Below are 26,114 nucleotides of genomic sequence, written 5' to 3' on the forward strand. Positions count from 1 at the left end.
CCCGCATGAGTGCAGTCAAACAAGTGATCGTCATCGGCGCCGGCATCATCGGCGCCTCCATCGCCTGGCATCTGAGCAAGGCAGGCGCACGGGTGACGGTCATTGCCGACAGCGATGCAGGTGGGGTCGCGACGCCGAACTCGTTCGCCTGGATCAATGCCAGCTGGGGCAATCCAGAGCCGTATTTCCGGCTGCGCACCCGCGCGATGGCGGAATGGTCGAGGTTGGCGCAGGACCTGCCCGAAATTCCGCTTAGCTGGTGCGGCGGCCTGTGCTGGGATTTGTCGGCAGCCGCAATGGAAACCTACGCCGCCGACACTCCGCCTGGGGCTACGGCATCAAGCGCGTCGACCGCATTGGCGTCGCGCGCATCGAGCCCAATCTCGCCGCGCTCCCGGATGTCGCCTTGCATGTCGCCGAAGAGGGTGTCGCCGAGCCGGTGGCCGCTGCCAGAGCGCTGCTGGCCGATGCCGAACGGCGCGGAGCGCGGATCATCTCCAGCACGGTGACGGCGCTGGTCCAGACCGGAGGCGAGATCACCGGCGTCGACACGTCGCACGGCCTGATAGCAGCCGACGAGGTGGTGATCGCCGCCGGCGTCGGCTCACCGGCGATCGCGGCAACGGCCGGGATCAACCTGCCGATCGAGACGCCGCCCGGGCTGATCGTCCATTCGCGGCCTTACAAAAAACTGCTCAACGGCCTGGTGCTGGCCGAGCGGCTGCACATGCGCCAGACGGCGGAGGGCCGCATCATTGCCGGCTCGGACTTCGGCGGCGCCGACCCGGGCATGGACCCGCAAGTCACCGCCCGCGAACTGTTTGCGGCCCTGAAAGCCATGCTGCGCGGTGGCGACGGACTGGAGCTGGATTTCCACACGGTCGGCTACCGGCCGACGCCGATCGACGGTTTTCCGATCATCGGCCGCGCCGAGGGCATGGACGGTGTCTACGTCGCGGTCATGCATTCCGGCATCACGCTGGCGCCGGCCGTCGGCCTGTTCGCAGCCCGGGAAATCCTCGACGGCGAGCGCGACCCGCTGCTGGCGCCCTACGGATTGTCGCGCTTCGCTCAATAGCCGGGCGGACGGCGAAAGCCGCCGGTCAACGGTTCGATTGCCCTGGCGATGCCGAGCAGCCGCGACTCCGACCAGCGTTTGCCGACCAGTTGCAGGCCGATCGGCAAGCCGCCGTCCTGTCCGCACGGCATCGAAAGTGCGGGATGGCCGCTGTAGTTGAACACGGCTCCATAGGCCGGCAGCATCCAGTAGCTCTGTTCCTTGCCGTCGAGCTGGACCGGCGTGCCGGGCTCGCAATGCGGGAAGGCTGTGGTCATGGCGACCGGGCAGAGCAGCGCATCCCAGTTTTCGAAAAACCGATCCCAAGCGAGAATGGATCTGTCGCGGCGGGCGAGCGCCTCGAACCAGCGCGAGACTGGTGTCGGTTCCTCCGGCGGCTCGGGTTGCGCGGCCTCCATCATCATGCCGATCAGCGCGCCGCCTTGCTCGAGATCATCGTGCAGATCGAGCTTGGGCAGTTTCGCTTCCTTGACGATCGCCCCTGCCGATTGCAGCTGCCTTGCGAGATTTTCGACCGCCGCGCTGATCGCACTGGCCACCGGGAATCCTGGAAAGGACGACGCGAAGGCGATGCGCAATGTCCTAGGGTCGAGCTTTGGCATGTCCTCGACCGGCACCGGCGCAAGATCGGTGTCGCTCCCATCAGGACCGGCGATGATTTGATAGACTAGGGATAGATCTTCCGCGCTGCGCGCCAGCGGGCCGAGGCAGGACATCAGCCGCACGCTGCGCGCAGCATCGCCGGGATCGGGAAACGCGCCGGCCAGCGAGAGACGGTGCTCTGTCGGCTTGAGACCATAGACACCGCAGAAGGCGGCCGGCAGCCGGATCGAATCCTGCATGTCGGTGCCGACATCGAATGGCGTCATCCCGGCGCAAATTGCTGCCGCCGCACCACCGCTGGAGCCGCCGGCGGTGCGCTGGAGGTTCCAGGGATTGCTGGTGCGGCCGAACAGTGGATTGCTCGACTGCCAGTCCGACAGCATGATCGCGACATTGGTCTTGGCCATCAGCAGGCCGCCGGCTGCCTTCAGCCGGGCAACGACCGGGCTATCCCGTTTGGCGACGTAGTGGGCGAAGGGCGGGAAGCCGACCGTGGTCTTCATGCCTGCCGTCTCATGCATGTCCTTCAGCGTGAACGGCACGCCGTGCAGTGGCCCAGGTGCCTCGCCGCGCGCTTGGGCTGCGTCGGCCTTTTTGGCGCGCTCGCGGGCGCCTTCCCGGTCGAGCGAAATGACGGCGTTGACCGCCTCGTTGTGCCCGTCGATCTGCGCGAGATGGGCGTCGAGCGCCTCCACGGCGGAGATTTTCCGCGTGGCGATCGCGGCGGCCAGTTCGACGGTTGAAGAAAAGACGATGTCCATGATCAATGCTCCGGCTTGGCCGCTCGTCGATTGACATGGAGGATTGCAGGGCGGCTTCAAGGCAAGTTCAGCATTCCGAACTCTCTAGCGCTTGATCAAAATTGCGCCGACAGGATTTGTTGAGGTCGGCGCTCTACGTCGCCCCCCTCTGTCCTGCCGGACATCTCCCCCACGGGTGGGGAGATTGGCAGCCTTGCCGACCGCGCCATTCTTTCAAACGTTGGAGATTGGCGAAAGCCGTCGTGACATCCAATCTCCCCCCGTGTGGGGGAGATGTCCGGCAGGACAGAGGGGGGCGCTGTCCCGCGACTTTGCCGCAATTTACAACCCAGCGAAGGACCTAGACGGCCAGCGCCAGCCTGGCCGATGCCGGCGCGAAAGGACGGATGGCCATGCCATCGCTAGTGATTGTGACGAAGCTCGATGGCGGGATCGCCTGCCAGTCGCCGCCTTCGCGGTCGAACGGTTCGGACACGATGCAGCGGCCGCCGCCTTTGCGGAAAACGGAGGTGTAGAGCGTCGGGGCGTGGGCGTCGGTGGCATAGCGCACCGCATGCAGCGCCTGCCCGTCCGAGAAGGCGGCGGTGAGCTTCAGCACCGGCTCGAGGCCGACACGGCGCGAGGCGTCGAGCACGCGGCTGGTGGCACGCGAGACGGCGCCTTGCGGATCGGTGACCAATCCTTCGTCGATCATCAGGAGGAAAAACAATTCGGAATCGGTGGTGCCTTCGCGCTGGTCGAAGACGGCGTCGGACAGTGAGTTCTCCAGCGCACGGCGGATCTTTTCAAAACCACCGATCTGGCCGTTGTGCATGAACGACCAGCGGTCCGAAATGAAGGGATGGCAGTTCATGCGGCTGGTGGCGCCGCCGGTCGAGGCCCGCACGTGGGCAAGGAACAGGCCGGACTTGATCTGCCGGCACAGGCTCTTCAGATTGGGATCGGACCAGGCCGGCAGGATGTCTCGGTAGAGACCCGGCTCCGGCCGGTCGCCATACCAGGCAAGGCCGAAACCGTCGCCATTGGTCGGCGATTTCGCTTCCTGGGCGCAATGGCTCTGGGCAATCAGCGAGTGACAGGGCGCCGTGAGGATGTCTTCGAGAAAGACCGCTTCACCGAGATAGGCCGCCCACCGGCACATCGCTTCTGTCGTCCTCTAGGCGCGATCCATTAGAGCCACCGGCTCCTTGGTCACGTGCGAGCCTCTGTTGTGCGTCCGCTCGTAAAGCTCGCGGACGATTCGGCTGGCGGTAGTCTCGAACAGAAATGGCAAGAAAGCGTGAACGAGCGCGGCACCCGCCGCCATCAGCAAACGCGACGAGAACCAGGCGGCAAAGGCCATATGGCCGAAATAGGTTTCGCCGACCTTGGCCGGATGCGAGGTGAAGATCTTTGCGAGCCGTGTCGACATGCTGGTTCCCCTTCAGCGCTTGAGTTCCTGATATGAGTATCCTGACACGCTTCGCCGGTTCATCGGTCTCAAAATGTCCTTGTATTTGGCCACTCCATGGGACAAACATCCCACATGGCGATGGAAATGGACGAAATCGACCGAAAATTGCTGACTGAACTGCAACGCGATGGCACGCTGTCGGTCGACCAGCTGTCGGAACGGGTGGCCTTGTCGCGCAATGCCTGCTGGCGCCGGGTGAAGCGGCTTGAGGAGGATGGCGTCATCACCGGGCGGGTGGCACTGGTCGATGCGGAAAAGCTCGGGCTTGGCCTTTCCGTGTTCATCCTGATCCGCACGTCCAACCACGACCCGGACTGGCTGCAGAAATTCCGGGCGGCGGTGACCGGCTTTCCCGAGATCACAGGCGTCTATCGCATGTCGGGCGACCTCGACTATGTGCTGCGTGCCCGCGTCGCCGACGTCAAGGCCTATGACCGGCTCTACCAGCGGCTTATCGCCAAGGTGGCGCTGTCTGATGTTTCCGCCTCCTTCGTGATGGAGGAGATCAAGGAGACCACCGTCGTTCCGATGGAACTGCGCTGAGGTGTGTCGATATTCAGGTGATGCCGGCCTGGCCTGAATCTCAACACACCCTAGGTCTTGTCATAGTGATGCCAGAAAGAAAGCCGTTGATAGCGCTAGAGCCGAGTTGACCGAATCGCCGTTCGCGCCGATAAGATCGATTTTATGCGCGCAGCCCTTCAAAATCCCTCCGTCATCGGTCCGACCGTCGGCTTCGTCAGATTGCCGCATGGTGAAGGACTTCCCCTCCCGGCCTATGAAAGCCCCGGTGCGGCCGGCATGGATCTGCGCGCCGCGGTGCCCGACGACCGGCCGCTGCTGATCCTGCCTGGAAAACGCGCGCTGGTGCCGACCGGACTGATCCTGGAAATTCCCGAAGGCATGGAAGGCCAGGTGCGGCCACGCTCCGGTCTCGCCTTCAAGCATGGGCTGACCTGCCTCAATACGCCTGGCACCATCGACAGCGACTATCGCGGCGAGGTGAAGGTGCTGCTGATCAATCTCGGTGACGAGGATTTCGCCGTGACGCGCGGCATGCGCATCGCCCAGATCGTTTTCGCGGCGGTGACGCAGGCGGCCGTGGAAGAGCGCACTTTGGCCGGTGGCACGGCGCGTGGCTCGGGCGGGTTCGGATCGACCGGCACCGCCTGATGCAGGTTCCAAAGCTAGTCATCTTCGACTGCGACGGGATCCTGGTCGATACGGAGAACCTCGCCAATCGACGCCTCGCCGAATGGCTGAGCGCTGCCGGTTATCCGACAAGCTTCGAATATTGCCGCAAGAATTTCTCCGGCCGCAGCATGGCGTCGGTGCAGAAACAGATCGAAGAGGAAACCAGCGTCAGGCTCGGCGCCGATTTCGTCGACCGCTGGAATGCCGGCCTGCCGGACCTGTTCGCGCAGGGGGTCGAGGCGATCCCTTACGTCCGCGAGTTTGTCGAAGCCGTGCGCTCAGTCGGCATCGCCTATTGCGTCGCCACCTCGGCCAGAGTGTCGAAGATGCACATCACGCTTGGCCAGACCGGGCTGTTGTCGCTGTTCGAACACGCGATGTTCAGCTCGACCATGGTCGCGCGCGGCAAGCCATTCCCCGACCTGTTCCTGCATGCAGCAAAGACGATGGGCTTTGCGCCCGCCGACTGCATCGTCATCGAGGACAGCGTCGCCGGCACGCAAGCCGGCATTGCCGCCGGCATGCGGGTGTTTTCCTATCATGGCGACCCCTATTCCGACCGCGACGGCCTGATCCAGGCCGGCGGCATCCTGTTCGACGACATGCGCGAGCTGGCCGGGCTGGTGCCGATCCACTGACCTGATCTTCAGCCCACGGCTGTACGCCTCGATTGTCCGTGCTAGCGTGGCGCTGCCAACTCGGGGCCACGCATGAAAATCCCTCTGCTTCGCTGCATCCTCGCCTTGATGCTGCTGCCGTTTCTCTGGACAGCCGCCGGCGCGCAAGCCGTCGGCTTCCCGGAACTCGGCAGCGCGCTGCCCGGCCACAACGACGCCACCTATCTCGACCTGGCGAGGATGGTCATCCCGGATCTCGCGGGGGACAAAGACAGCTTCTACAAAGGTGGGCTGCCGATCGACATGCGCCACATCGAGGGACCGGACAGCGGCGGTTCGCCGCCAGAAACATCGGGCTTTTCCAATGCCGCGGTGCTTGCCATCAAGTCTGGCGGCAAGGACCGGCTGACGATGCTGTTCGACCTCGGCGATTCTCCCGACAGTGCCGAAGGCTATGCCGTGCTGGCGCTCTACGACATCACGGGGAAGCCGAAACTGCTCGATGCCGTCAATGTCGCCGTCGACCGTGGCACCTATTTCCGCGAACCCGGCAAGCTTTCCGTCAGCGCCAACGATGACGTCCTCATCACCATGAGCGCGCATTTCAATTCGAGCCAGAATTATGTGATCACCCCGCTGATCATGGTCCGCGACGACAAGCTCGAACTGATCGACATGATCTATACGTTCGACGAAAATCTGTGCAGCTACAGCCGCAAGCAGAACGTGGCTTTCCAGACCATCGCCGACGGCCAGCCTTATGCCGCCATCAAGGTGACGGTGACCGATGCCACGGTGCTGAACGGTGAAAGCTGCGATGACACACCGCCCGTGGCTGCGTCGCAGGACATTTCCGTCACCTATCACTGGGACACCAAGGCCTCGCACTACGCCAAGGATTCCGGCGCGCTGGACAAATTGGCAGGAGAGAACGCCAAACGCTTCTGAACTAGTCGCATTCGTTTGCCCGGCCAGGGAGGGCAGGGTAAAATCCTTTACACCACGCCGCACATGATGGGGGAATTTCCATGGACAAGGGCAAGATCTTTCGCGACCTGCATGCATCGACCTTCGTCATGCCCAATCCCTGGGATGTCGGCACGACGAAGCTGCTGGATTCTTTCGGCTTCAAGGCGCTGGCGACGACCAGCGCCGGCTTTGCCTTTTCGCGCGGCCTGCCGGATGGCGCCGTGACCTTCGAAGCGATGATCCATCATTGCCGCGAAGTGACGGCGGCGACCAGCCTGCCGGTCTCGGCCGACCTCGAGAAAGGCAAGGGCGACAGCGCCGAGCGTGCCGCCGAAACCATCTTCGCGGCGGAAGCGGCCGGCCTTGCCGGTTGCTCGATCGAGGACCACACCGGCGATCCGGACAAGCCGATCTATGATTTCTCGCACGCCGTCGAGCGCGTCGCGGCGGCCGTGGAGGCGGCGCGGGCGTTGAAGCGCGATTTCGTCTTCACGGCGCGGGCCGAGAATTTCCTGTGGGGCAAGTCGGACCTTGACGACACCATCAAGCGGCTGCAGGCGTTCGAGAAGGCCGGCGCCGACGTACTTTATGCGCCAGGCATCGGCGACGTCGAGATGGTGCGCACGATCTGCTCGGCGGTCGGCAAGCCGGTCAACGTCATGGCGAGGCCAGGCTTCACCATCGCCGATCTGACCATGGCCGGCGTCAAACGCATTTCGCTCGGGCCATGGCTGACCAATTTCGCCTATGGCATGCTGGAGACGGCGGCGCGCGAGATCCAGCAGGACGGCACGTTCGGCTTCACCCGCGCCGCCATGCCGTTCAGCAAATTGCAGGCGCTGTTTGGTAAATCCCTAGATTAAAAGAGCCCGCGCCGGCTCGCGCTTTTCCGGGGCCGTGGTGCGGACCGCGAAGGCTGGCCCGCATGAAGCGACCATCGCCCGCGTCGGCGGCCGCGCCTACTATTCCGGGCGAGCGGAATTCATCGTCGAGCCCGATGATGAGCTGGGGCGCGGATTCCTGTTACGTTGAACAGAGCTTAGCCGTGCGAGACGCGCGCCGCTTCCCGGGCACCAATCGCCTTGTGCAGATGCACCATCAGGGCGGCAGCGAAGAGCGGCGTCACCAGATTGAGCAGCGGCACGGCGAGGAAGGCTGATATGACCAGCCCGGCGAGAAACACCGTGCCGGCATAGTGCCGGCGCAAGGCCCTGGCCTCTTCTTCCGGGCGAAAGCGCATCGCGGCGAATTCGAAGAACTCGCGCCCGAGCAGATAGCCGTTGACGATGAAGAAGGCGGCAATGTTGACGCCCGGCACCAGGAGAAGCAGCAGGGCGACGATGTTGCCGAGGATGACGACGCCCAAGAACCTGGCTGACAGGACCAGCAACCGCAGCGCCGGCATGGCGCGTCCGGCCGGGTCGCCGGGATAGTCGATGCGTTCGACCACTTCGGCGATGTCGTCGAGGAACAGGCCGGCGACGATCGCCGTCACCGGGGCGATGAGCAATGCCATGCCGAAGGCAAGAGCGATGGCTGTGATGATGCCGCCCAGCCAGCCGGCCCAGGACGGCATGCCGTGCAACAGCGTTTGGAGCCACGGCAGGGCCAGCCACTCGACGAGGCTGGTGAGGCCGAACCACAAAGCCACCAACGCCAGCAAAGTTAGCCCCAGTGTCTTGATGAACACCGAACGGAATTCGGACGAGAACAACTGGCCGGCGGCGGCGCGGGCGGCGCTTGAGATCACGGTGCTTCCAACCTCACGTCGAACGGGTCGTCCCGGAGATAGGCGACGCGCCTGCCCGCCACAAGCGCCGATAGCTCTTAGTTTTAGCGCAATTCCGGACGGAAAACCGCTTCACACTTTTCCTGGAATTGCTTTATCGAGCGAGCGCCGGCTTTCGAACCGGGATGGTCATGGCTGCGACGCCTGCGACAACAAAACCCATGCCAAGCCACGCCGTCGGACCGAGGCTTTCGCCGAGGAAGATGGCGCCGATGCCGACGCCGATCGGCACGCGCAGATAGGCTTGCGAGGTGGTGCCGACCGAGCCCAGCGTGTGGATGAGGCGGAAATAGATGACGAAGGCCAGCGCGGTCGAAAACACCGAGAGGCCGAGCAAGGCCAGGATCGACGCCGTCGACGGTGTCAGCGTCCATGGCTGGTCGACCATCAGGCTGAGCGGCACGAGGATTATGGCGCCGCAGAGCATCGAACCGGCGGCGGGCAGCATCGGATCGAGGCCCTTGAAGCCACGGCCGAAGATCGCCGCACCGGCATAGCAGATCGTCGCCGCGACGATTGCCAACTGCGCCCAGAGCTCATGACCGAGACCACCCAGCGCCTCGGTGCCGATGATGAGGCAGATGCCGGCAATGCCGGCGCCGACGCCAATCAGTTTGCGCATCGTGACCGGCTCGTGGCGGGTGATGAGCGCGGTCAGCAGGAAGGTGAAGATCGGCGAGGTCGCGTTGAGGATGGTGGCGAGGCCAGCATCAACCGAGCGCTCGGCCGCGGCGATGAGCGTGAACGGCACGACGCTGTTGAGGCATGCCTGGAAGGCGAAGCGGCGCCAGCTTGCCGCATCGCCCGGCATGGCGAGCCCGCGCCAGCGGATGATGGCGAAGAGAATGCCGCCGGCAATCAGGGTGCGCGCGGCAATGAACGTGACCGGCGGGATCGTCTCGACGCCGATCTTGATGAAGGTGTAGGACGCGCCCCAAAGCACCGCCAGCACGGCGAGCAGCGCCAGGTCGGTCGTCATATCGTTCTTTGTCGGCATGTGCGGCTCGCTTCAAAGCGTGATCGGCTGATCAGGCTTGTAAGCGGCGCTGCGATGAAATGCTTCGGCCACGGTCGAATTGTCATAGCGCCTCGTCGCGGAGGCGCACCCTGATTTGCAAGAACCGCGGCTCCGCGCCTTCCTCGACAAGGGAATGGTCATCGCCGCCACGCCGGCAACTACAGAAAATCGGTTGCCAATTTTCGGAGTCTTGCTGTAGACCCGCCCGGGCATGGCAAGAAGCCGGCTCGGGTTTTTGGCGGAGACATTGATGCCGGATTATGACGTGCTTTGCATCGGCAATGCCATTGTCGACATCATCGCCCAGTGCGACGAGGAATTCCTCGAGACCAACGGCATCATCAAGGGCGCGATGAACCTCATCGACACCCGGCGCGCCGAACTGCTCTACAGCCGAATGGGCCCGGCGATCGAGGCGTCCGGCGGCAGCGCCGGCAACACGGCGGCCGGCGTCGCCAGCTTCGGCGGCCGCGCCGCCTTCTTCGGCAAGGTTTCGAACGATGCGCTGGGCGAGATCTACGCGCACGACATCCACGCGCAGGGTGTCGCCTTCGACACCAGGCCGCTCAAGGGCGAGCCGCCGACGGCGCGCTCGATGATCTTCGTCACCCCCGACGGCGAACGCTCGATGAACACCTATCTCGGCGCCTGCGTCGAGCTCGGGCCGGAGGATGTCGAGGCCGACAAGGCTTCCGGCGCCAAGGTCACCTATTTCGAGGGCTATCTGTGGGACCCGCCGCGGGCCAAGGAGGCGATCCGGCAGACGGCGAAGCTGGCGCACGCGGCGGGCCGCGAAGTGTCGATGACACTCTCGGATTCGTTCTGCGTCGACCGCTATCGCGAAGAGTTCCTCGACCTGATGCGTTCGGGCACCGTCGACATCGTCTTTGCCAACAGCCACGAGATCAAGTCGCTCTACCAGACATCGTCGTTCGACGAGGCGCTGGCGCAGATCCGCAAGGATTGCCGGATCGCCGCCGTGACCCGCTCGGAAAAGGGCTCGGTCATCGTGCGCGGCGACGAGACCGTGCTCATCCAGGCGACCGCGATCAAGGAACTGGTCGACACGACAGGCGCCGGCGACCTCTATGCCGCCGGTTTCCTGCATGGCTACACGCAAGGCCGCGACCTCAAGGTCTGTGGCGACCTTGGCTCACTGGCGGCCGGATTGGTGATCCAGCAGATCGGCCCGCGCCCGCGCCAGAACCTGCGCCGCGAGGCTGAACAGGCGGGGTTGCTGTAGGGCAGTTTCTCCCTTCTCCCCCTGTGGGAGAAGGTGTCGCCGAAGGCGACGGATGAGGGGTCTCCAGCTTGGCGCTGACGGCGCTCCGTCCAACACCCCTCAACCGTCTTGGCGCTGCGCGCCAATCCACCTTCTCCCACAAGGGGAGAAGGGAAGGCGCGCCCCGCTGCTCACCGTCGCGCAGCTGTCATACATCGCACCTACACGCAATCGAGGCGACCTGGGACTGACATTCGCGGCGCGCCTGCAGCCAGTTGGGGTGTCAAAAATGCAAGACAGCATGCTGTCGGGCCGCTGCATCTGTTGCCGTCGCGATTTCCGCTTTCCGCACTAGCCGTTCAACAACCGGCCGCAGCTGTGGGAGGAGCGCCCGGCCCAAGAGACAGATGCATGAACAGATTTCAAATCCAGACAACCGGCATCAAGCCGGACGACTTCGCGGAGATGGTCGCGGAGGAAGTTGAACGTGCGCTTGCCCACTATGACGAGGCCATCAACAGACCCACCATGGTCTCGGTCGGCAAGATCGCCGGCAGCATAGCTTCCGCCGTCACCTTGCTGTCGCCGAAGCATCAGCGCGCCATTGATGCCATCCATGCCGACCTTCCCGGCCTTGCATCGAAATTCGTGCGCGCCCTGGCAGCGGAAGCCGCGCGCCGCAGCGAGGCGGGCACAAGCGGCGCTGCGGGGCTGCCGCCGGCATCCCTGGCGGATATCGATGGACCCGTTTCCTCACCGCCGCGAGCCGACGACCTCGAATCGATGCTGATCGAGGACTGGGCCGGCCGCGTCGCCGGATCGACCTATCTGGAAGAGAACCTGCGCATCGCCCGCTCGACCCTGCATCGCTGGCAAAGGCGGGGTGAGGTCATCGCCCTGCGCAAGGGTGGCCGCAAGCATGTCTTCCCGCTGGCGCAGTTCGTCGACGGCAGGCCGGTCGCGGGCATCCGCGACGTGCAGTCCCTGATCAGCAATCCCAGACTGGCCTGGCTGTGGCTGACGCGTCCTTCAGCGCAGCTCGACGGCCGCACCCCGATCGACCTGCTCCGGCAGGATCAGATCGAGGAGGTCGTCGAGGCCGCACGCGTGTTCGCGCCGGGCTGAGTGCTTCGGTGCACGCCCTGATAGACGCGCCTAGGCAGTCTTGCGAATTGAGTGGCGCGGCCTGGATGATGGCTGTTGCGGCGCCATTTCCTTGGCGGTGACCAACCGGTTGCGGCCACTCTTTTTTCCGATGTACATCAGCCGGTCGGCGAGTGCGATCAGCGCTTCGGAATCGGCGGCTTCCGCCGGATACATCGCCACGCCAACGGTGCAGCCGACCTGGATGGCGCCATCCGGCGTGGGAACCTTGATCCGCAACCTTTCCAGGATGCGTTCGGCAACGCGCACGGCCTTCAGCTGCGCCAGATCGGTGTCGCCCGAGAACAGGAACGCGAACTCGTCACCGCCAAGCCGGGCGACGAAATCGGCGCTGCGCAGGATCGAGCGGAGCTGGCTCGATACACGTTGCAGCAGCGCATCGCCGGCCTCGTGGCCGAGCGTGTCATTGACTTCCTTGAACCGGTCGAGGTCGATGAACAGAAGACCGGCCGCCTCGCCGGTGACGCTGCAGCGGGCGACCACCGATTTGAGTTCGTCGTGGAAGGCACGCCGGTTGGGCAGGTCCGTCAACAGATCGTGGTTGGCCGAATGGTCGCTCTGCTGCTTGGCCAGCTCAATCTCGCGCTTTTGCGCGGACAGCTCCTCGTTGGCGGTCTTCAGATCCAGCAGCAGCTGGGAGTTGAGGTCCTCGACAACCTTGCGGTCGCTGATGTCAACGACGAAGCCTTCCAGGAATTCGAGTTCGCCGGCGTCGTCCCAGACACCGCCGCCGATCTCGCGGACCCAAAGCGGTTCGCCGACCCTCGGCACGATGCGGTAGTCGACGTTCCAGTTGCAACGCGCTTCGAGCGCGGTGTCGACGGCGGCATAGACCGAGGCGAGGTCGTCCGGGTGGATGGCCGAGACGTAGTCGCGCACGGCGTTGTGCACGAAATCCGTGGGCGGAAAGCCGCTGACAGTGAGAACGCCGTCGCTGATATAGAGCATGGTGTAGGACGCATCGTTGCGGCAGCGGTAGAGGTAGCCATCCATCCGGCCGGTGATGCTGAGCAGAGCGTCCAGGCGCTCGTCGTGATAGGCTCCCTGGCCGACCACGGATGTTGGAATCGTATCGTGCTTCACGGCTGCAAATCCATGACTGTCACCACCCCAGTCTGCCCAAAATGCCACCCCTGGCACATCGACGACAGCTCTCTGGTATAACAACCGAATATTATCAATATCTTATGGATCGCGGCGATTTTCGCCAAAATCGGCTTGAATCGCAGGATTCCTGCGATTGCATGCATCCAGGTGGAGTGGCGCGGGCGATTCCGTTCAGGCTGCCCTCGAGCGAGGCCTTGCCTCTCTCGAAAAGCGCTGGCGGGCTTTCGTCCGCTGCGCGGACGTTCGTCAGGCCCCCGCCGTATACGCCGCAATCGCCGCCATGTTGACGATGTCTGAATCCTTGGCGTTGAGCGAGACGATCTGGACCGGCTTGTTGAGGCCGACCAGCAACGGGCCGATGACGGTCGAGCCGCCGAGTTCCTGCAGCATCTTGGTCGAGATCGAGGCCGAGTGGAACGCCGGCATGATCAGCACATTGGCCGGACCGGTGAGGCGGATGAACGGATACTGCGCCATGGCGCGGGCGTTGAGCGCGACGTCGGCGGCCATTTCGCCGTCATACTCGAAATCGACGCGGCGCTTGTCGAGGATGCGCACGGCTTCCTGGACGCGCTCGGAGCGTTCGCCCTGCGGATGGCCGAAGGTCGAATAGGCGAGCATGGCGAGCCTCGGCTCGTAGCCCATGCGGCGGGCAAAGCCGGCAGCTTCCTCGGCAATGTCGGCGATCTGCTCGGCGTTCGGCATGTCGTGCACGGCGGTGTCGGCGACCAGCACGGTCCTGCCCCGCGCCAGCACGATCGACACACCGATGACGCGGTGGCCGGGCTTGGCGTCGATGACGCGGCGGATGTCGTCGAGCGCGGTCGAATAGTTGCGGGTCACGCCCGTCACGATGCCATCGGCATCGCCCAGCGCCACCATGCAGGCAGCAAAGTGGTTGCGGTCGTTGTTGATCAGGCGCTGGCAGTCGCGGAACAGGAAGCCTTTGCGCTGCATGCGCTCGTAGAGATAGTCGGTGTAGATGCCATTGCGGCGCGACAGCCGGGCATTGATGATCTCGATGCCTTGCTTGTTGAGGTCGATGCCGGCGTGCTTGGCGTTCTCCTTGATGACGTCGTCGCGGCCAAGCAGGATGGCGGTGCCGAGCCGCTGGTTCACATAGGAGACGGCGGCGCGCATCACCTGCTCCTCCTCGCCCTCGGCAAAGACGATGCGCTTGGGCTGGCGGCGCACGCGGTCGTAGATGCGCTGCAAGGTCGAGGCGATCGGGTCGCGGCGGGCGGAGAGTTCCTGGGCGTAGCGGTCGAGATCGAGGATCGGCTTGCGGGCGACGCCTGAGTCCATCGCCGCCTTGGCGACCGCGATCGGGATGGCCGAGATCAGGCGCGGGTCGAACGGCACCGGGATGATGTAGTTGGGGCCGAATTTCGGCCGGTTGCCCTGATAGGCGGCGGCGACGTCGTCGGGCACGTCCTTGCGCGCCAGATCGGCCAAAGCGCGGGCGGCGGCGATCTTCATGTCGTCATTGATGGTGGTGGCCCGCACATCCAGCGCGCCACGGAAGATGTAGGGGAAGCCGAGCACATTGTTGACCTGGTTCGGATAGTCCGAACGCCCGGTGGCCATGATGGCGTCGGTGCGGATTTCGGCGACTTCCTCCGGCGTGATTTCCGGGTCGGGATTGGCCATGGCGAAGATGATCGGGTTCTTGGCCATCGACTGCACCATGGCGGTGGTCAGCGCACCCTTGGCCGAGAGGCCGAGGAAAACGTCGGCGCCGTCGAGCGCCTCGGCCAGCGAACGCGCCTCGGTCTTGACCGCATGCGCCGACTTCCACTGGTTCATGCCTTCGGTGCGGCCCTGGAAGACCACGCCCTTGGTGTCGCACAAAGTGATGTTGTCGGGTGCAAAGCCCATCGCCTTCATCAGCTCGATGCAGGCGATGCCGGCCGCACCGGCGCCGTTGCAGACCATCTTCGTGGTCTTCATGTCGCGGCCGGTGATCTCCAGCGCGTTGATCAGGCCGGCGGCCGAGATGATGGCGGTGCCGTGCTGGTCGTCATGGAAGACCGGGATGTCCATCAGCTCGCGCAGCCGCTGCTCGATGATGAAGCACTCCGGCGCCTTGATGTCCTCCAGGTTGATGCCGCCGAAAGAGGGGCCGAGGAAGCGCACGCAGTTGATGAACTCGTCGGCGTCCTCGGTATCGACCTCGAGGTCGATGGAATCGACGTCGGCGAAGCGCTTGAACAGCACCGCCTTGCCCTCCATGACCGGCTTGGAGGCCAGCGCGCCGAGGTTGCCGAGCCCAAGGATGGCGGTGCCGTTGGAGATGACGGCAACCATGTTGCCGCGCGTCGTGTAGTCGAAGGCGCGGCTGGGGTCCTCGGCGATGGCCAGAACAGGAACCGCGACGCCCGGCGAATAAGCGAGGCTCAAATCGCGCTGCGTCGCCATCGGCTTGGTGGCGACGACCTCCAGCTTGCCGGGACGACCCATGGCGTGGAATTCGAGCGCTTCCTGCGCGCTGACAGACGGACCGGTGTTCTCGGTTTTCCTGGCCATGATGCTTTTGGTTTCCTCGCCGGTGCGGCACCTCCTTGAAGCGGGTGCCTTGTGTGGCCCCGAATTAAGACCACGCGCCGCCGCGTGTAAACCGCCAGCGCTCGGTAATCGCGGTTGGTGCTGGCGATTGCGGGCATCTGGCCGTCCCGGTCGTCCCCTGTTTTTCGAAGCGCCGGCATTAAACCGCGTGACCACATCTGCTAGCGTGCCGCGCATGAACATGCACAATCCGAACGAGCCGGACGCCCCAGAGGCGATAGCGCCATTGCCGACAGCCGCTGCCGCCGTCACGCCGATGATGGAGCAGTTCATCGAGATCAAGGCGGCGAACCCGGATTCGCTGCTGTTCTATCGCATGGGCGATTTCTACGAGCTGTTCTTCGACGATGCCGAGAAGGCAAGCCGGGCGCTGGGCATCGTCTTGACCAAGCGCGGCAAGCACCAGGGTCTCGACATCCCGATGTGCGGCGTGCCGGTGCATGCCGCCGACGATTATCTGCAGAAGCTGATTGGCCAGGGTTTTCGCGTTGCCGTCTGCGAGCAGATCGAGGATCCGGCCGAAGCCAAGAAGCGCGGCGGCAAATCGGTGGTGCGCCGCGACGTGGTGCGGCTGGTGACGCCGGGCACCATCACCGAGGACAAATTGCTGGCGCCGTCGGAATCGAGCTTTCTGATGGCGCTGGGAAGGGTGAAGGGCGGAGCGGACCCAAGAGGCGGGGAGCGCGGCAGCGCGACAGGGAACCAAGGAAGCTTCGCGCTGGCCTGGATCGACATCTCGACCGGCGCCTTTCGTGTCACTGACACCACCGCCGACCGGCTGCTGGCCGACATCTTCCGCGTCGATCCGCGCGAGCTGATCGTTGCCGAACCGGTGTTCTACGATCCTGAGCTGAAACCGGTGTTCGACGTGCTCGGCCGCGTCGCCAACCCACAGCCGCCCTCGCTGTTCGATTCGGCCTCGGCCACGGGGCGCATCGCCCGCTTCTTCGATGTGGCGACGCCGGACAGCTTTGGCGCGTTTTCGCGCGCTGAACTGTCGGCGATCTCTGGCGCCATCGCCTATGTCGAGAAGACGCAGAAGGCCGAGCGCCCGCCACTGTCGCGGCCGGAGCGCGAGGAGCAGGGATCGACCCTGTTCATCGACCCGGCGACACGCGGCAATCTGGAACTGCTGCGCACGCTGTCGGGCAGCCGTGAAGGTTCGCTGTTCAAGGCGATCGACCGCACGGTGACCGGCGGCGGCGCAAGGCTGCTCGCCGACCGGCTGATGGCGCCGTTGACCGACCCGGCTGCGATCGGCGCCAGGCTGGACTCGGTATCCTTCTTCCGCTCGGAGACGCGGCTTTGCCAGGCGGTGCGGGCAAGCCTAAAGAGCGTCGCCGACATGCCGCGGGCGCTGTCCCGGCTGGCGCTGAACCGCGGCGGCCCGCGTGATCTCGGCGCGCTGCGCGCTGGTTTCGAAGCGGCCGGCGCGATCGCCGGGATCTTCGGCGGAACCACCCTGCCCCAGGAACTCACGGCGGCGCTGGGCGCCATCGAGGCACTGCCCAGGGCGCTTGCCCAGCACCTGACGCAGGCGCTTGGCGACGAACTGCCGCTGCTCAGGCGCGACGGCGGCTTCGTTCGCGGCGGCTACCATGCCGAACTCGACGAGATGCGGGCGCTGCGCGACGAATCGCGAAAAGTCATCGCCGGGCTGGAGCGCTCGCTGATCGACGAGACCGGAATCCGCTCGCTGAAGATCCGGCACAACAATGTGCTCGGCTACTACATCGAAGTGACCGCCAATCATCATGCGGTGATGACCGGCAGCGACGGTGCCAAGGCGCGCTTCATCCACCGCCAGACCATGGCCAATGCCATGCGCTTCACGACGACCGAACTCGCCGAACTCGAGACCAAGATCGCCAATGCCGCCGACCGGGCGCTGAGCATCGAGCTTGCCGCCTTCGATGCGCTGACGGCGGAAGCGGTCGGCGAAGCGGAAAAGATCCGCGCCGGCGCCGATGCACTGGCCGTGCTCGACGTGTCGGCGGCGCTCGCGCTTTTGTCCGAGAGCGAAGCCTGGTGCCGGCCGGTGGTGGATTCCAGCCTCGCCTTCGAGATTTCAGGCGGCCGGCATCCGGTGGTCGAGCAGGCACTGCGCCGCTCCGGCGAAGGCCCGTTCGTCGCCAATGATTGCGACCTGTCGCCTGAGGGTGGCGCCAAAAATGGGGCAATCTGGCTTTTGACTGGCCCCAACATGGGCGGCAAGTCGACATTCCTGCGGCAGAACGCGCTGATCGCCATCCTGGCGCAAACCGGCTCGTTCGTGCCGGCGGCATCGGCCCATATCGGCGTCGTCGACCGGCTGTTCTCGCGCGTCGGCGCCTCTGACGATCTGGCGCGCGGCCGCTCGACGTTCATGGTCGAGATGGTCGAGACGGCGGCGATCCTCAACCAGGCCGGCGAACGCGCGCTGGTGATCCTCGACGAGATCGGCCGCGGCACCGCCACCTTCGACGGCCTGTCGATCGCCTGGGCGGCGGTCGAATATCTGCACGAGAAGAACCGCTGCCGGGCGATCTTCGCCACCCATTTCCACGAAATGACCTCGCTGGCCGGCAAGCTGGCGCGGCTGCACAACGTCACCATGCGGGTCAAGGAATGGGAAAGCGACGTCGTCTTCCTGCACGAGGTCGGCAAGGGTGCCGCCGACCGTTCCTACGGCGTGCAGGTGGCGCGGCTGGCCGGATTGCCGGAAGCGGTGGTCGACCGGGCCAAGGAAGTGCTGCACCAGCTCGAAGAAGGCGAGGTTTCCGGCAAGACCAACCGGCTGGTCGACGACCTGCCGTTGTTTTCGGTGGCGGTGAAGCGCGAAGCGCCGAAGCCGGTCAAGAGCGATGCGCTCAACGAGGCGCTCGGCGCGATCAGCCCCGACGAGATGACGCCGAGGGAAGCGCTTGAAGCACTGTATCGGTTGAAGGGGCTGGCGGGAAAGTAGTCAAACCATCTCCAGTCCGCGCTTCCGCGTCGGCGGCGGAAAGGCGCGGTCGAGATCGGCGATGTCCTGCGGCGTAAGCTTGATGTCGAGCGCCGCAAAATTCTGGCGGACGTGCTCCTGGCTGCTGGCCTTCGGAATGGCAATGACACCCTCCTGATGCATCACCCAGGCCAGCGCGATTTGTGCCGGTGTAGCGTTGTGGCGGGCGGCGACGGCGTCGAGCCTGGCATTGCGTGCCAGCGCGCCCTGCTCGACCGGCGAATAGGCCATCAAGGGGATACCGCGCTGGCGGCTCCATGGTGCCAGATCGAACTCGAGGCCACGCCGGACCAGATTGTAGAGCACCTGGTTGGTCTGGACGTTGCCGCCGTCGGACAAGCCGACCAGTTCTTCCATCTCGTCGGTGTCGAAATTGCTGACGCCCCAGTGGCGGATCTTACCGGCCTCTTTCAGCGCCTCGAAGGCCGCGACGGTTTCCACCAGCGGCACGCTGCCTGGCCAATGCAGCAGGTAGAGATCGATGCGGTCGGTGCGCAGGCGCCTCAGGCTGTTCTCGCAGGCGCGCTGCACGCCGGCGCGCGAGGCGTTGGACGGCAGCACCTTCGAGACCAGGATGGTCTCGTCGCGGCGACCGGCAATAGCCTCGGCAACCACTTCCTCGGCACCGCCGCTAGCATACATTTCGGCGGTGTCGATCAGCGTGATGCCAAGGTCGAGGCCGAGCTTGAGAGCGTTGACCTCATCGGCGCGGCGGCGCGAATCCTCGCCCATCTTCCACGTGCCCTGACCAAGCACCTGAACGGCTTCGCCAGAGAGCAACATTGTAGTTCTGATTGTCGACGGCATGGCGGGCTCCAGTTGAGACCGCATCGCATCACGGCCTCGGCGAGAAATCCAGAGAGAGTTCTCGCCGGATTCTACTTTGCGAGAAGGCTTACTTCACCGGGTGAGCGGCGAGCCAGTCCTGCATCTGCTTGATCTCGGCTTCCTGCGCGGCGACGACCGCTTCGGCCAGCTTGCGGATTTCCGGGTCCTTGCCGTTGGCAAGCTCGACCTTGGCCATGTCGATGGCACCCTGATGATGCGGGATCATGCCACGGACGAAATCGACATCGGCATTGCCGGTATATTGCGACGCCATCATGTCGGCATGCATCTTGTCCATCGCCGCCTTGTAGCCTTCGGTCGAAGGGCCGGTCGCATCCATCGACATGGCACCCATGTCGTGTTTCATCTCTTCGCTCTGCGCCGGAACGCTTTCGAGGAAGACGGCAAGCAGCATTCCCGCCGCCATCAGCAAAAGCACGAGTTTTTTAGCCAAGGTCATTCATGGTCTCCTGTTGAGTGGGTTTCGTATTTGGGGGCTTTGCTCAGAGTTTCAACGTTCTCAGCCGCAATGCGTTGGCAATGACCGACACCGAGGACAGGCTCATCGCCGCCGCCGCCAGCATTGGCGACAAAAGCGTGCCGGTGAGCGGATAGAGCACGCCGGCGGCGATGGGCACGCCGAGCACATTGTAGAGGAAGGCGAAGAACAGGTTCTGGCGGATGTTGCGGATCGTCCCCTGCGCCAAGGTGCGCGCCCGCACGATGCCGTTGAGATCGCCCTTCACCAGTGTGATGCCGGCGCTTTCGACGGCGACATCGGCGCCTGTTCCCATGGCGATGCCGACATCGGCGGCGGCGAGCGCGGGTGCGTCGTTGACGCCGTCGCCGGCCATGGCGACGCCTTTGCCGCTGGTGCGCAGCTCCTCGACGAGGGCTGCCTTCTGTTCCGGCAACAGGCCGGCGCGAACTTCGTCGATGCCGAGGCTCCTGGCGATCGCTTTTGCCGTGCGTTCATTGTCGCCGGTCGCCATGACGATCCTCAAGCCGCTGTCATGCAGGGCCCGGATCGCCTCGGCGGTGGTCGCCTTGACCGGATCGGCGACAGCGACGATGCCGGCCAGTTTGTCGCCGACAGCAACGAACATCACCGTCTTGCCATCGGTCTGAAGTGCCTCGGCCTTGGCGGAGACGGATGCGGTGTCGATGCCGAGATCGGCCATCATCGCCGCATTGCCGAGCGCGACCTTCTTTCCCGACACGGTACCGGAAACGCCCTTGCCGGTGGCTGCCTCGAAGTCGCTGGCGTCGGCGATCTTCACGCCGCGCGTACCTGCGCCTTCGACGATGGCCTCAGCCAGCGGATGCTCCGAGCCCTTTTCCAGGCCGGCGGCAAGTGCCAGCAATTCGTCTTCGGAAAAGCCGTTTGCCGCAACGACATCGGTCAGTTTCGGCCGGCCTTCGGTCAATGTGCCCGTCTTGTCGACGATCAGCGTGTCGGCAGAGGCGAAGCGTTCCAGTGCGGCGGCTTCCTTGATCAGCACGCCGGCATGGGCGCCGCGCCCGGTGGCGGTCATGATCGACATCGGCGTGGCGAGGCCGAGCGCACAGGGGCAAGCGATGATCAGCACCGACACTGCCGAGACGATGGCGAAGATCAGGCTGGGTTCGGGGCCGAGAATAGCCCATGCGACAAAAGCCGCGATCGCGACCAGCACCACGGCCGGGACAAAGTAGAAAGAAACGCGATCGGCCAGCCCCTGGATCGGGGCGCGCGAGCGCTGCGCCTTGGCGACCAGTTCGACGATGCGCGCCAGCGTGGTCTCGGCGCCGATCCGCTCGGCACGTAGGATCAGCGAGCCGTTTTTGTTGAGCGTGCCGGCGGTGAGGGTATCGCCTTCGGTCTTTTCGACCGGCAACGGTTCGCCTGTGATCATCGATTCGTCGAGGGAAGAACGGCCTTCCAGCACGGTGCCATCGACCGGCACGGCGTCACCGGGACGGATGCGCAAGCGATCACCGGCCTTGACCGCGTCGAGCGGCACGTCGCTTTCGGAACCGTCGGCACCGATCAGCCGCGCGGTCTTCGGCGCGAGATCAAGCAAGGCGCGGATTGCCGACCCGGTCTTTTCGCGGGCGCGCAGCTCCAGCACCTGGCCGAGGAAGACCAGCGCGACGATGACGGCGGCAGCCTCGAAATAGACCGGCACCGTACCGCCGTGGCCGCGGAACTGATGCGGAAAAATGTCCGGAAACAGCGTCGCGACGACGCTGTAGAGATAGGCCGCGCCGACGCCGAGCGAGATCAGCGTCCACATGTTGGGGCTGCGGTTGACGAGCGAATCCCAGCCGCGATGGAAGAAAGGCAGCGCCGCCCACAACACGACGGGACTGGCCAATGCCAGCTCCAGCCCGACCATCGTGCGTTCGTCGACAAAGGCTGAGAAAGTCAGGCCAAGCATCGGCGCCATGGCGACGATCAGCAACGGCACCGACAGCGCGGCACTGACCCAGAATCGCGTGGTGAAATCGACTAGCTCGGGATTTGGTCCCTCATCGCCGGTGGGCACGCCCATCGGCTCCAGCGCCATGCCGCATTTCGGGCAGGAGCCGGGCTTGTCGCGGATGATTTCGGGATGCATCGGGCAGGTGTATTGCGTGCCCTTGGGCATCGGCTGCGGTGCAGCCTTGTCGCCGAGATATTTTTGCGGCTCGGCCTCGAACTTCGCCTTGCAGCCGGCAGAGCAGAAGTAGAAGTCCTGACCTTCATGACGGACAGAGCGCTTGGCTGTGGCGGGGTCGACGGTCATGCCGCAGACGGGATCCCGCACCACGGCCGCCTCCCCGGCAGCAGCTTTCGCCGCGCAGCAGCCGTCATGCGTGTGATGATGATGATCTGAATGCTTCATTCAAAAATGCCTCCATGCCTCGTCTCGATGCGAGGTAGTGCTTCCAGTAACTGGAAGGTCAAGGGCATAATTTCTTTTTCCCTATGTCGTCGCGGGCGCCGGGACACCATCAAAGAAAGTCAGATGCGCGACAGCGTCTTGTGCTATGGACCCGCCGATTGACAATCCAAATGCATCGATTCCATTTGCTATGAAGTGCCTGGTTATAAACCTCGACCGGTCCCAGGACCGGCTCGCGCATATGACGTCGGAGTTTGCCCGTATCGGAATTGGCTTCGAACGGGTTGCGGCGGTCGACGCCCAGGGCCGGTCCGACCTGGCGGAAATACCGATGCGGCTCAATCCGCTGACGCAGTTGCGTCTAAGCAACACCGAGATCGCCTGTTTCCTCAGCCACAAAACCTGCTGGGCAAAGATCGCCGATGGCGACGATGCCTATGGCGCGGTCTTCGAGGACGATACCGTCTTGTCCGAGGCGGCTGGCCCATTGCTCGCCGATACCAGCTGGATCCCCGCCGATGCCGATATCGTCAAGATCGAGACCTTCAAGAGTACCGTGATCGCCATGAAGCGCGCCTCCATCGGCCATGGCTTTTCAGTAGCCAGGCTCCATCGAGACCATCTCGGTGCGGCCGGCTACATCGTTTCAAGACAGGCGGCGCGCGACTTGCTCGAAGCGACAGGGAATATCGACAGTCCAGTCGATCACGTCCTGTTCGATCCGGGATTCGCGATATCGTTGAGCAAGACGATCTACCAGGTCCTGCCGGCGCTATGCATTCAGGATCGGTTCCTGAGCGAAAAATCGATGGGATTGCAGAGCCTGCTCAGTGAGGAGCGCGAAAACGGCAAGTCCAAAAGGCATAGAATGGCACCGCTGACGAAATTCGCGAACGAAGCTGGGCGGATATGGCGGCAGATTTTCGACATCTTCCGGTTGAGACAAGGAAAGACCATCCCGTTCGACTACCACGGAAAGCGTGTCCGTCCTGCCCATACCCACAAGCGCGAAAAAGCGCTATAGACGCCGCCGAAAAGGCGAGGCCAACCGGTACCTATGGCGAAAATCTCCCTGAAGCTCGATGAACTGATCGACGGCGAAGCCTTGCGCCGCGAGATGACGGCGCTGACCGCGGCCACGGCTGGGGACGGCTCCGGACAGGCCGCGCGCAGCGGTGTACTGCAGCTTCTCAAGGGGCGATTGGCGGACGGACGCGCCATTGCCGAACGCATGCTGAGGGACGACGGCGGCGGCCGTGCCTGCGCGGCGCGGCTGTCGCACCTCATGGACGAGATCATCCGGGCGCTTTACGATTTCGCCGTCACGCATGTCTACCGGGTCAAGAACCCGTCTTCGGCGGAGCGCATGGCGGTCGTCGCGGTCGGCGGCTATGGCCGCGGCACGCTGGCGCCTGGCTCCGACATCGACCTTCTGTTCCTGCTGCCCTACAAGCAGACGCCGTGGGGCGAGCAGACCGTCGAATACATGCTCTACATGCTGTGGGATCTCGGGCTGAAGGTCGGCCACGCCACCCGCAACATAGACGAATGCCTGCGCCTGTCGCGCACCGACGTTACCATCCGGACTTCGATCCTCGAGGCGCGTTTCCTGTGGGGCGAGCTCAAGCTCTATGACGAGCTGATGCTGCGCTTCGACCATGAGGTGGTGCGCACGACCGGCCCCGAATATGTCCAGGCCAAGCTTGCCGAACGCGACGACCGCCATGCCAAGGCCGGCGAAAGCCGCTATCTGGTCGAGCCCAACGTCAAGGACGGCAAGGGCGGCCTGCGCGACCTGCAGACGCTGTTCTGGATCGGCAAGTATTTCTACCGCGTGCGCACCGGCGAGGAACTGGTCGACAAGGGCGTCTTCACCGAGGGTGAATATCGCGAGTTCCAGAAGGCCGAGGATTTCCTGTGGGCGGTGCGCTGCCACATGCATTTCCTCACCGGCAAGGCCGAAGAACGGCTGCATTTCGACATCCAGCGCGAGATCGCCGAGCGGCTCGGCTACACCAGCCATCCCGGCCTGTCGGCGGTCGAGCGCTTCATGAAGCACTACTTCCTCGTCGCCAAGGATGTCGGCGACCTGACCCGCATCTTCTGCGCCGCGCTCGAGGAAGAGCAGGCCAAGCACGTGCCGGGCTTCAACCGCATCTTCCTCACCTTCTCGCGGCGCAAGCGCAAGCTTGCCGGCACCTCGGACTTCATTGTCGACAACCACCGCATCAACATCGCCGACGACCAGGTGTTCGAGCGCGATCCGGTCAATCTTTTGAGATTGTTCTGGTTCGCCGACAAGCACGGTCTGGAGTTCCACCCCGATGCGCTGAAGCTGTTGACCCGCTCGCTCGGCCTGGTCAACAAGTCGCTGCGGCGCGACGAGGAGGCCAACCGGCTGTTCCTCGACATCCTGACCTCGGACCGCAATGCCGAACTCAATCTGCGGCGCATGAACGAGGCCGGGCTGCTCGGCAAACTGATCCCGGATTTCGGCAAGATCGTCGCCATGATGCAGTTCTCGATGTACCACCACTACACGGTGGACGAGCACCTGATCCGCTGCATCGGCGTGCTGGCCGAGATCGAGCGCGGCGACGGCGAGAAGGTCCATCCCCTCTCCCACACGCTGATGCCGGGCCTGAAGAAGAGCCGCGAGGCGCTCTATGTCGCCGTGCTGCTGCACGACATCGCCAAGGGCAGGCCGGAGGACCATTCCGAGGCTGGGGCCAGGATCGCCCGCCGCATCTGCCCGCATATGGGGCTGTCACCGGCCGATACCGAAACCGTCGCCTGGCTGGTCGAGAACCACCTCGCGATGTCGATGACGGCGCAGACCCGCGACCTCAACGACCGCAAGACCATCGAGGATTTCGCCGCGATCGTGCAATCGGTCGAGCGGCTGAAGCTGCTTTTGATCCTCACCGTCTGCGACATCAGGGGCGTCGGGCCCGGTGTCTGGAACGGCTGGAAAGGCCAGCTGCTGCGCACGCTCTACTATGAGACTGAGCTGCTTTTGACCGGCGGCTTTTCGGAAGTGTCGCGCGCGCAGCGGACGGCGGCGGCGCGCGAGCGACTGGCCGAGGCGCTCGCCGACTGGCCGGACAAGGCCCGCAAGCGCTATGTCGCCCTGCACTATGAGAATTACCTGCTGACCGTCGATCTCGCCGATCAGCTGCGCCATGCCGAATTCATCCGCGAAGCGGATGCTTCGGGCAACAAGCTCGCCACCATGGTCAAGACCCACCAGTTCGAGGCGGTGACCGAAATCACCGTGCTGGCGCAGGATCATCCCCGCCTGCTCTCGGTCATCGCCGGGGCCTGCGCCGGAGCCGGAGGCAACATCGTCGACGCGCAGATCTTCACCACGTCGGACGGCCGCGCCCTGGACACCATCCTGATTTCAAGGGAATTCGACCGCGACGAGGACGAGCGCCGGCGCGCCGAACGCGTCGGCCGGCTGATCGAGGACGTGCTGTCGGGCAAGAGCTGGCTGCCGGAGATGATCGAGAAGCGGACCAAGCCGCGGCGCGGCGCCAAGGTGTTCAAAATCCCGCCACGGGCCGAAATCCGCAACGCACTGTCGAACCGTTTTTCGGTCGTCGAGGTCGAGGGGCTGGATCGGCCGGGCCTGCTGTCGGAGATCACCGGAACGCTATCCGACCTGTCGCTCGACATCGCATCGGCCCACATCACCACCTTCGGCGAAAAGGTCATCGACACCTTCTACGTCACCGACCTCACCGGCCAGAAGATCGACAGCCCGGCCCGCATCGCCACCATCCGCAACCGGCTGATGTCGGCACTCGAAGGCATCGTGCCCGAACGTGGCGGCAAGGCCAGGACCGCCGCCGAGTGACAGCGACCATCACTTTGTCCCAATTCCGCAGGCAGTT

At 64.3% G+C, this 26,114-nt stretch carries 20 protein-coding genes and 2 pseudogenes; 12 read left to right on the forward strand and 10 right to left on the reverse strand.

Annotated elements, in window-relative coordinates; all coding sequences use genetic code 11:
- Positions 1 to 5 precede the first annotated feature (5 nt).
- Positions 6 to 1,078 (forward strand): annotated as a pseudogene (locus ACFFNA_RS04975) (NAD(P)/FAD-dependent oxidoreductase).
- Here ACFFNA_RS04975 and ACFFNA_RS04980 read toward each other — a convergent pair.
- From ACFFNA_RS04980 to ACFFNA_RS04990, 3 genes are all read right to left on the reverse strand, one after another.
- On the reverse strand, positions 1,072 to 2,442 hold the full coding sequence (locus tag ACFFNA_RS04980) for an amidase (RefSeq protein ID WP_378916074.1): 1,371 nt from the start codon (positions 2,440 to 2,442) through the stop codon (positions 1,072 to 1,074). The pseudogene ACFFNA_RS04975 and the gene ACFFNA_RS04980 sit on opposite strands and share 7 nt — an antisense overlap.
- A 340-nt stretch (positions 2,443 to 2,782) precedes the next feature.
- On the reverse strand, positions 2,783 to 3,583 hold the full coding sequence (locus ACFFNA_RS04985) for a class II glutamine amidotransferase (RefSeq protein WP_378916077.1): 801 nt from the start codon (positions 3,581 to 3,583) through the stop codon (positions 2,783 to 2,785).
- Positions 3,584 to 3,598: 15 nt separating this feature from the next.
- The gene (locus tag ACFFNA_RS04990; protein WP_111544809.1) at positions 3,599 to 3,853 is read right to left on the reverse strand and encodes a DUF6356 family protein; all 255 of its coding nucleotides are present in this window, start codon (positions 3,851 to 3,853) and stop codon (positions 3,599 to 3,601) included.
- Positions 3,854 to 3,967: 114 nt separating this feature from the next.
- Here ACFFNA_RS04990 and ACFFNA_RS04995 point away from each other — a divergent pair, with 114 nt between their 5' ends.
- From ACFFNA_RS04995 to ACFFNA_RS05020, 6 genes and pseudogenes are all read left to right on the forward strand, one after another.
- The gene (locus ACFFNA_RS04995) at positions 3,968 to 4,438 is read left to right on the forward strand and encodes an Lrp/AsnC family transcriptional regulator (protein ID WP_378916397.1); all 471 of its coding nucleotides are present in this window, start codon (positions 3,968 to 3,970) and stop codon (positions 4,436 to 4,438) included.
- 144 nt (positions 4,439 to 4,582) lie between these two features.
- Entirely contained in the window at positions 4,583 to 5,068 is a 486-nt protein-coding gene (gene dut, locus ACFFNA_RS05000; RefSeq protein WP_111544811.1) for a dUTP diphosphatase, read from the forward strand.
- A complete protein-coding gene (locus tag ACFFNA_RS05005) occupies positions 5,068 to 5,727 on the forward strand; it encodes an HAD family hydrolase (RefSeq protein WP_378916081.1) in 660 nt (219 codons plus the stop codon). The genes dut and ACFFNA_RS05005 overlap by 1 nt, the downstream gene beginning before the upstream one ends.
- A gap of 72 nt (positions 5,728 to 5,799) precedes the next feature.
- Positions 5,800 to 6,654, forward strand: a complete 855-nt coding sequence (locus tag ACFFNA_RS05010) for a hypothetical protein (protein ID WP_378916084.1) — start codon at positions 5,800 to 5,802, stop codon at positions 6,652 to 6,654.
- An 80-nt stretch (positions 6,655 to 6,734) separates the two neighbouring features.
- Complete coding sequence (locus ACFFNA_RS05015) at positions 6,735 to 7,538, forward strand: isocitrate lyase/PEP mutase family protein (protein WP_378916087.1); 804 nt, start codon at positions 6,735 to 6,737, stop codon at positions 7,536 to 7,538.
- 10 nt (positions 7,539 to 7,548) lie between these two features.
- Positions 7,549 to 7,707: pseudogene (locus ACFFNA_RS05020) on the forward strand (proline racemase family protein); the annotation flags it as partial.
- A gap of 7 nt (positions 7,708 to 7,714) precedes the next feature.
- Here the strand turns inward: ACFFNA_RS05020 and ACFFNA_RS05025 are convergent.
- Together ACFFNA_RS05025 and ACFFNA_RS05030 are read right to left on the reverse strand one after the other, a co-directional pair.
- Positions 7,715 to 8,425: a sulfate transporter family protein gene (locus ACFFNA_RS05025; protein WP_378916090.1), complete on the reverse strand. Its 711-nt coding sequence runs from the start codon at positions 8,423 to 8,425 to the stop codon at positions 7,715 to 7,717.
- A 133-nt stretch (positions 8,426 to 8,558) separates the two neighbouring features.
- Positions 8,559 to 9,461: a DMT family transporter gene (locus ACFFNA_RS05030; protein WP_378916093.1), complete on the reverse strand. Its 903-nt coding sequence runs from the start codon at positions 9,459 to 9,461 to the stop codon at positions 8,559 to 8,561.
- A 271-nt stretch (positions 9,462 to 9,732) separates the two neighbouring features.
- Here ACFFNA_RS05030 and ACFFNA_RS05035 point away from each other — a divergent pair, with 271 nt between their 5' ends.
- Positions 9,733 to 10,725 (forward strand): adenosine kinase, encoded by a 993-nt coding sequence (locus ACFFNA_RS05035; RefSeq protein ID WP_111545400.1) that lies wholly within the window; start codon positions 9,733 to 9,735, stop codon positions 10,723 to 10,725.
- A 390-nt stretch (positions 10,726 to 11,115) separates the two neighbouring features.
- Entirely contained in the window at positions 11,116 to 11,829 is a 714-nt protein-coding gene (locus ACFFNA_RS05040) for an antitoxin Xre/MbcA/ParS-like domain-containing protein (protein WP_111545401.1), read from the forward strand.
- Positions 11,830 to 11,859: 30 nt separating this feature from the next.
- Here the strand turns inward: ACFFNA_RS05040 and ACFFNA_RS05045 are convergent, their stop codons facing one another.
- Both ACFFNA_RS05045 and ACFFNA_RS05050 read right to left on the reverse strand, forming a co-directional pair.
- Entirely contained in the window at positions 11,860 to 12,951 is a 1,092-nt protein-coding gene (locus tag ACFFNA_RS05045; RefSeq protein WP_378916098.1) for a GGDEF domain-containing protein, read from the reverse strand.
- Between the two features lie 270 nt (positions 12,952 to 13,221).
- Positions 13,222 to 15,501, reverse strand: coding sequence for an NADP-dependent malic enzyme (locus tag ACFFNA_RS05050; protein WP_111545402.1), 2,280 nt, complete (start codon positions 15,499 to 15,501; stop codon positions 13,222 to 13,224).
- A 214-nt stretch (positions 15,502 to 15,715) separates the two neighbouring features.
- On the opposite strand from ACFFNA_RS05050, the gene mutS reads away from it, so the two are divergent.
- Positions 15,716 to 18,484 carry a DNA mismatch repair protein MutS gene (gene mutS / locus ACFFNA_RS05055; protein WP_378916400.1) on the forward strand — a complete coding sequence of 923 codons (2,769 nt, stop codon included), beginning with the start codon at positions 15,716 to 15,718 and terminating at the stop codon, positions 18,482 to 18,484.
- On the opposite strand, the gene ACFFNA_RS05060 is transcribed toward mutS, so the two are convergent.
- The 3 genes from ACFFNA_RS05060 to ACFFNA_RS05070 all read right to left on the reverse strand — a co-directional run bounded on the left by ACFFNA_RS05060 (position 18,485) and on the right by ACFFNA_RS05070 (position 22,218).
- Positions 18,485 to 19,330: an aldo/keto reductase gene (locus ACFFNA_RS05060; protein ID WP_378916102.1), complete on the reverse strand. Its 846-nt coding sequence runs from the start codon at positions 19,328 to 19,330 to the stop codon at positions 18,485 to 18,487.
- A gap of 88 nt (positions 19,331 to 19,418) precedes the next feature.
- Complete coding sequence (gene copM, locus ACFFNA_RS05065; protein WP_111544818.1) at positions 19,419 to 19,811, reverse strand: CopM family metallochaperone; 393 nt, start codon at positions 19,809 to 19,811, stop codon at positions 19,419 to 19,421.
- A 43-nt stretch (positions 19,812 to 19,854) separates the two neighbouring features.
- On the reverse strand, positions 19,855 to 22,218 hold the full coding sequence (locus tag ACFFNA_RS05070) for a heavy metal translocating P-type ATPase (protein WP_378916105.1): 2,364 nt from the start codon (positions 22,216 to 22,218) through the stop codon (positions 19,855 to 19,857).
- Between the two features lie 190 nt (positions 22,219 to 22,408).
- Between ACFFNA_RS05070 and ACFFNA_RS05075 the strand changes: the two genes are divergently transcribed.
- Entirely contained in the window at positions 22,409 to 23,242 is an 834-nt protein-coding gene (locus ACFFNA_RS05075) for a glycosyltransferase family 25 protein (protein WP_378916108.1), read from the forward strand.
- A gap of 33 nt (positions 23,243 to 23,275) precedes the next feature.
- Positions 23,276 to 26,077, forward strand: a complete 2,802-nt coding sequence (locus ACFFNA_RS05080; protein ID WP_378916111.1) for a [protein-PII] uridylyltransferase — start codon at positions 23,276 to 23,278, stop codon at positions 26,075 to 26,077.
- Positions 26,078 to 26,114 lie beyond the last annotated feature (37 nt).

This window comes from Mesorhizobium kowhaii (assembly GCF_042431665.1).
In the GTDB taxonomy this organism is placed as follows: domain Bacteria; phylum Pseudomonadota; class Alphaproteobacteria; order Rhizobiales; family Rhizobiaceae; genus Mesorhizobium; species Mesorhizobium kowhaii.

Bases quoted from the DNA above. Each gene is read 5' to 3' on its own strand.
- ACFFNA_RS04980 (WP_378916074.1), bottom strand. From the start codon at position 2,442: ATGGACATCGTCTTTTCTTCAACCGTCGAACTGGCCGCCGCGATCGCC.
- ACFFNA_RS04985 (WP_378916077.1), bottom strand. From the start codon at position 3,583: ATGTGCCGGTGGGCGGCCTATCTCGGTGAAGCGGTCTTTCTCGAAGAC.
- ACFFNA_RS04990 (WP_111544809.1), bottom strand. From the start codon at position 3,853: ATGTCGACACGGCTCGCAAAGATCTTCACCTCGCATCCGGCCAAGGTC.
- ACFFNA_RS04995 (WP_378916397.1), top strand. From the start codon at position 3,968: ATGGCGATGGAAATGGACGAAATCGACCGAAAATTGCTGACTGAACTG.
- dut (WP_111544811.1), top strand. From the start codon at position 4,583: ATGCGCGCAGCCCTTCAAAATCCCTCCGTCATCGGTCCGACCGTCGGC.
- ACFFNA_RS05005 (WP_378916081.1), top strand. From the start codon at position 5,068: ATGCAGGTTCCAAAGCTAGTCATCTTCGACTGCGACGGGATCCTGGTC.
- ACFFNA_RS05010 (WP_378916084.1), top strand. From the start codon at position 5,800: ATGAAAATCCCTCTGCTTCGCTGCATCCTCGCCTTGATGCTGCTGCCG.
- ACFFNA_RS05015 (WP_378916087.1), top strand. From the start codon at position 6,735: ATGGACAAGGGCAAGATCTTTCGCGACCTGCATGCATCGACCTTCGTC.
- ACFFNA_RS05030 (WP_378916093.1), bottom strand. From the start codon at position 9,461: ATGCCGACAAAGAACGATATGACGACCGACCTGGCGCTGCTCGCCGTG.
- ACFFNA_RS05035 (WP_111545400.1), top strand. From the start codon at position 9,733: ATGCCGGATTATGACGTGCTTTGCATCGGCAATGCCATTGTCGACATC.
- ACFFNA_RS05040 (WP_111545401.1), top strand. From the start codon at position 11,116: ATGAACAGATTTCAAATCCAGACAACCGGCATCAAGCCGGACGACTTC.
- ACFFNA_RS05050 (WP_111545402.1), bottom strand. From the start codon at position 15,501: ATGGCCAGGAAAACCGAGAACACCGGTCCGTCTGTCAGCGCGCAGGAA.
- mutS (WP_378916400.1), top strand. From the start codon at position 15,716: ATGAACATGCACAATCCGAACGAGCCGGACGCCCCAGAGGCGATAGCG.
- ACFFNA_RS05060 (WP_378916102.1), bottom strand. From the start codon at position 19,330: ATGCCGTCGACAATCAGAACTACAATGTTGCTCTCTGGCGAAGCCGTT.
- copM (WP_111544818.1), bottom strand. From the start codon at position 19,811: ATGACCTTGGCTAAAAAACTCGTGCTTTTGCTGATGGCGGCGGGAATG.
- ACFFNA_RS05070 (WP_378916105.1), bottom strand. From the start codon at position 22,218: ATGAAGCATTCAGATCATCATCATCACACGCATGACGGCTGCTGCGCG.
- ACFFNA_RS05075 (WP_378916108.1), top strand. From the start codon at position 22,409: ATGAAGTGCCTGGTTATAAACCTCGACCGGTCCCAGGACCGGCTCGCG.
- ACFFNA_RS05080 (WP_378916111.1), top strand. From the start codon at position 23,276: ATGGCGAAAATCTCCCTGAAGCTCGATGAACTGATCGACGGCGAAGCC.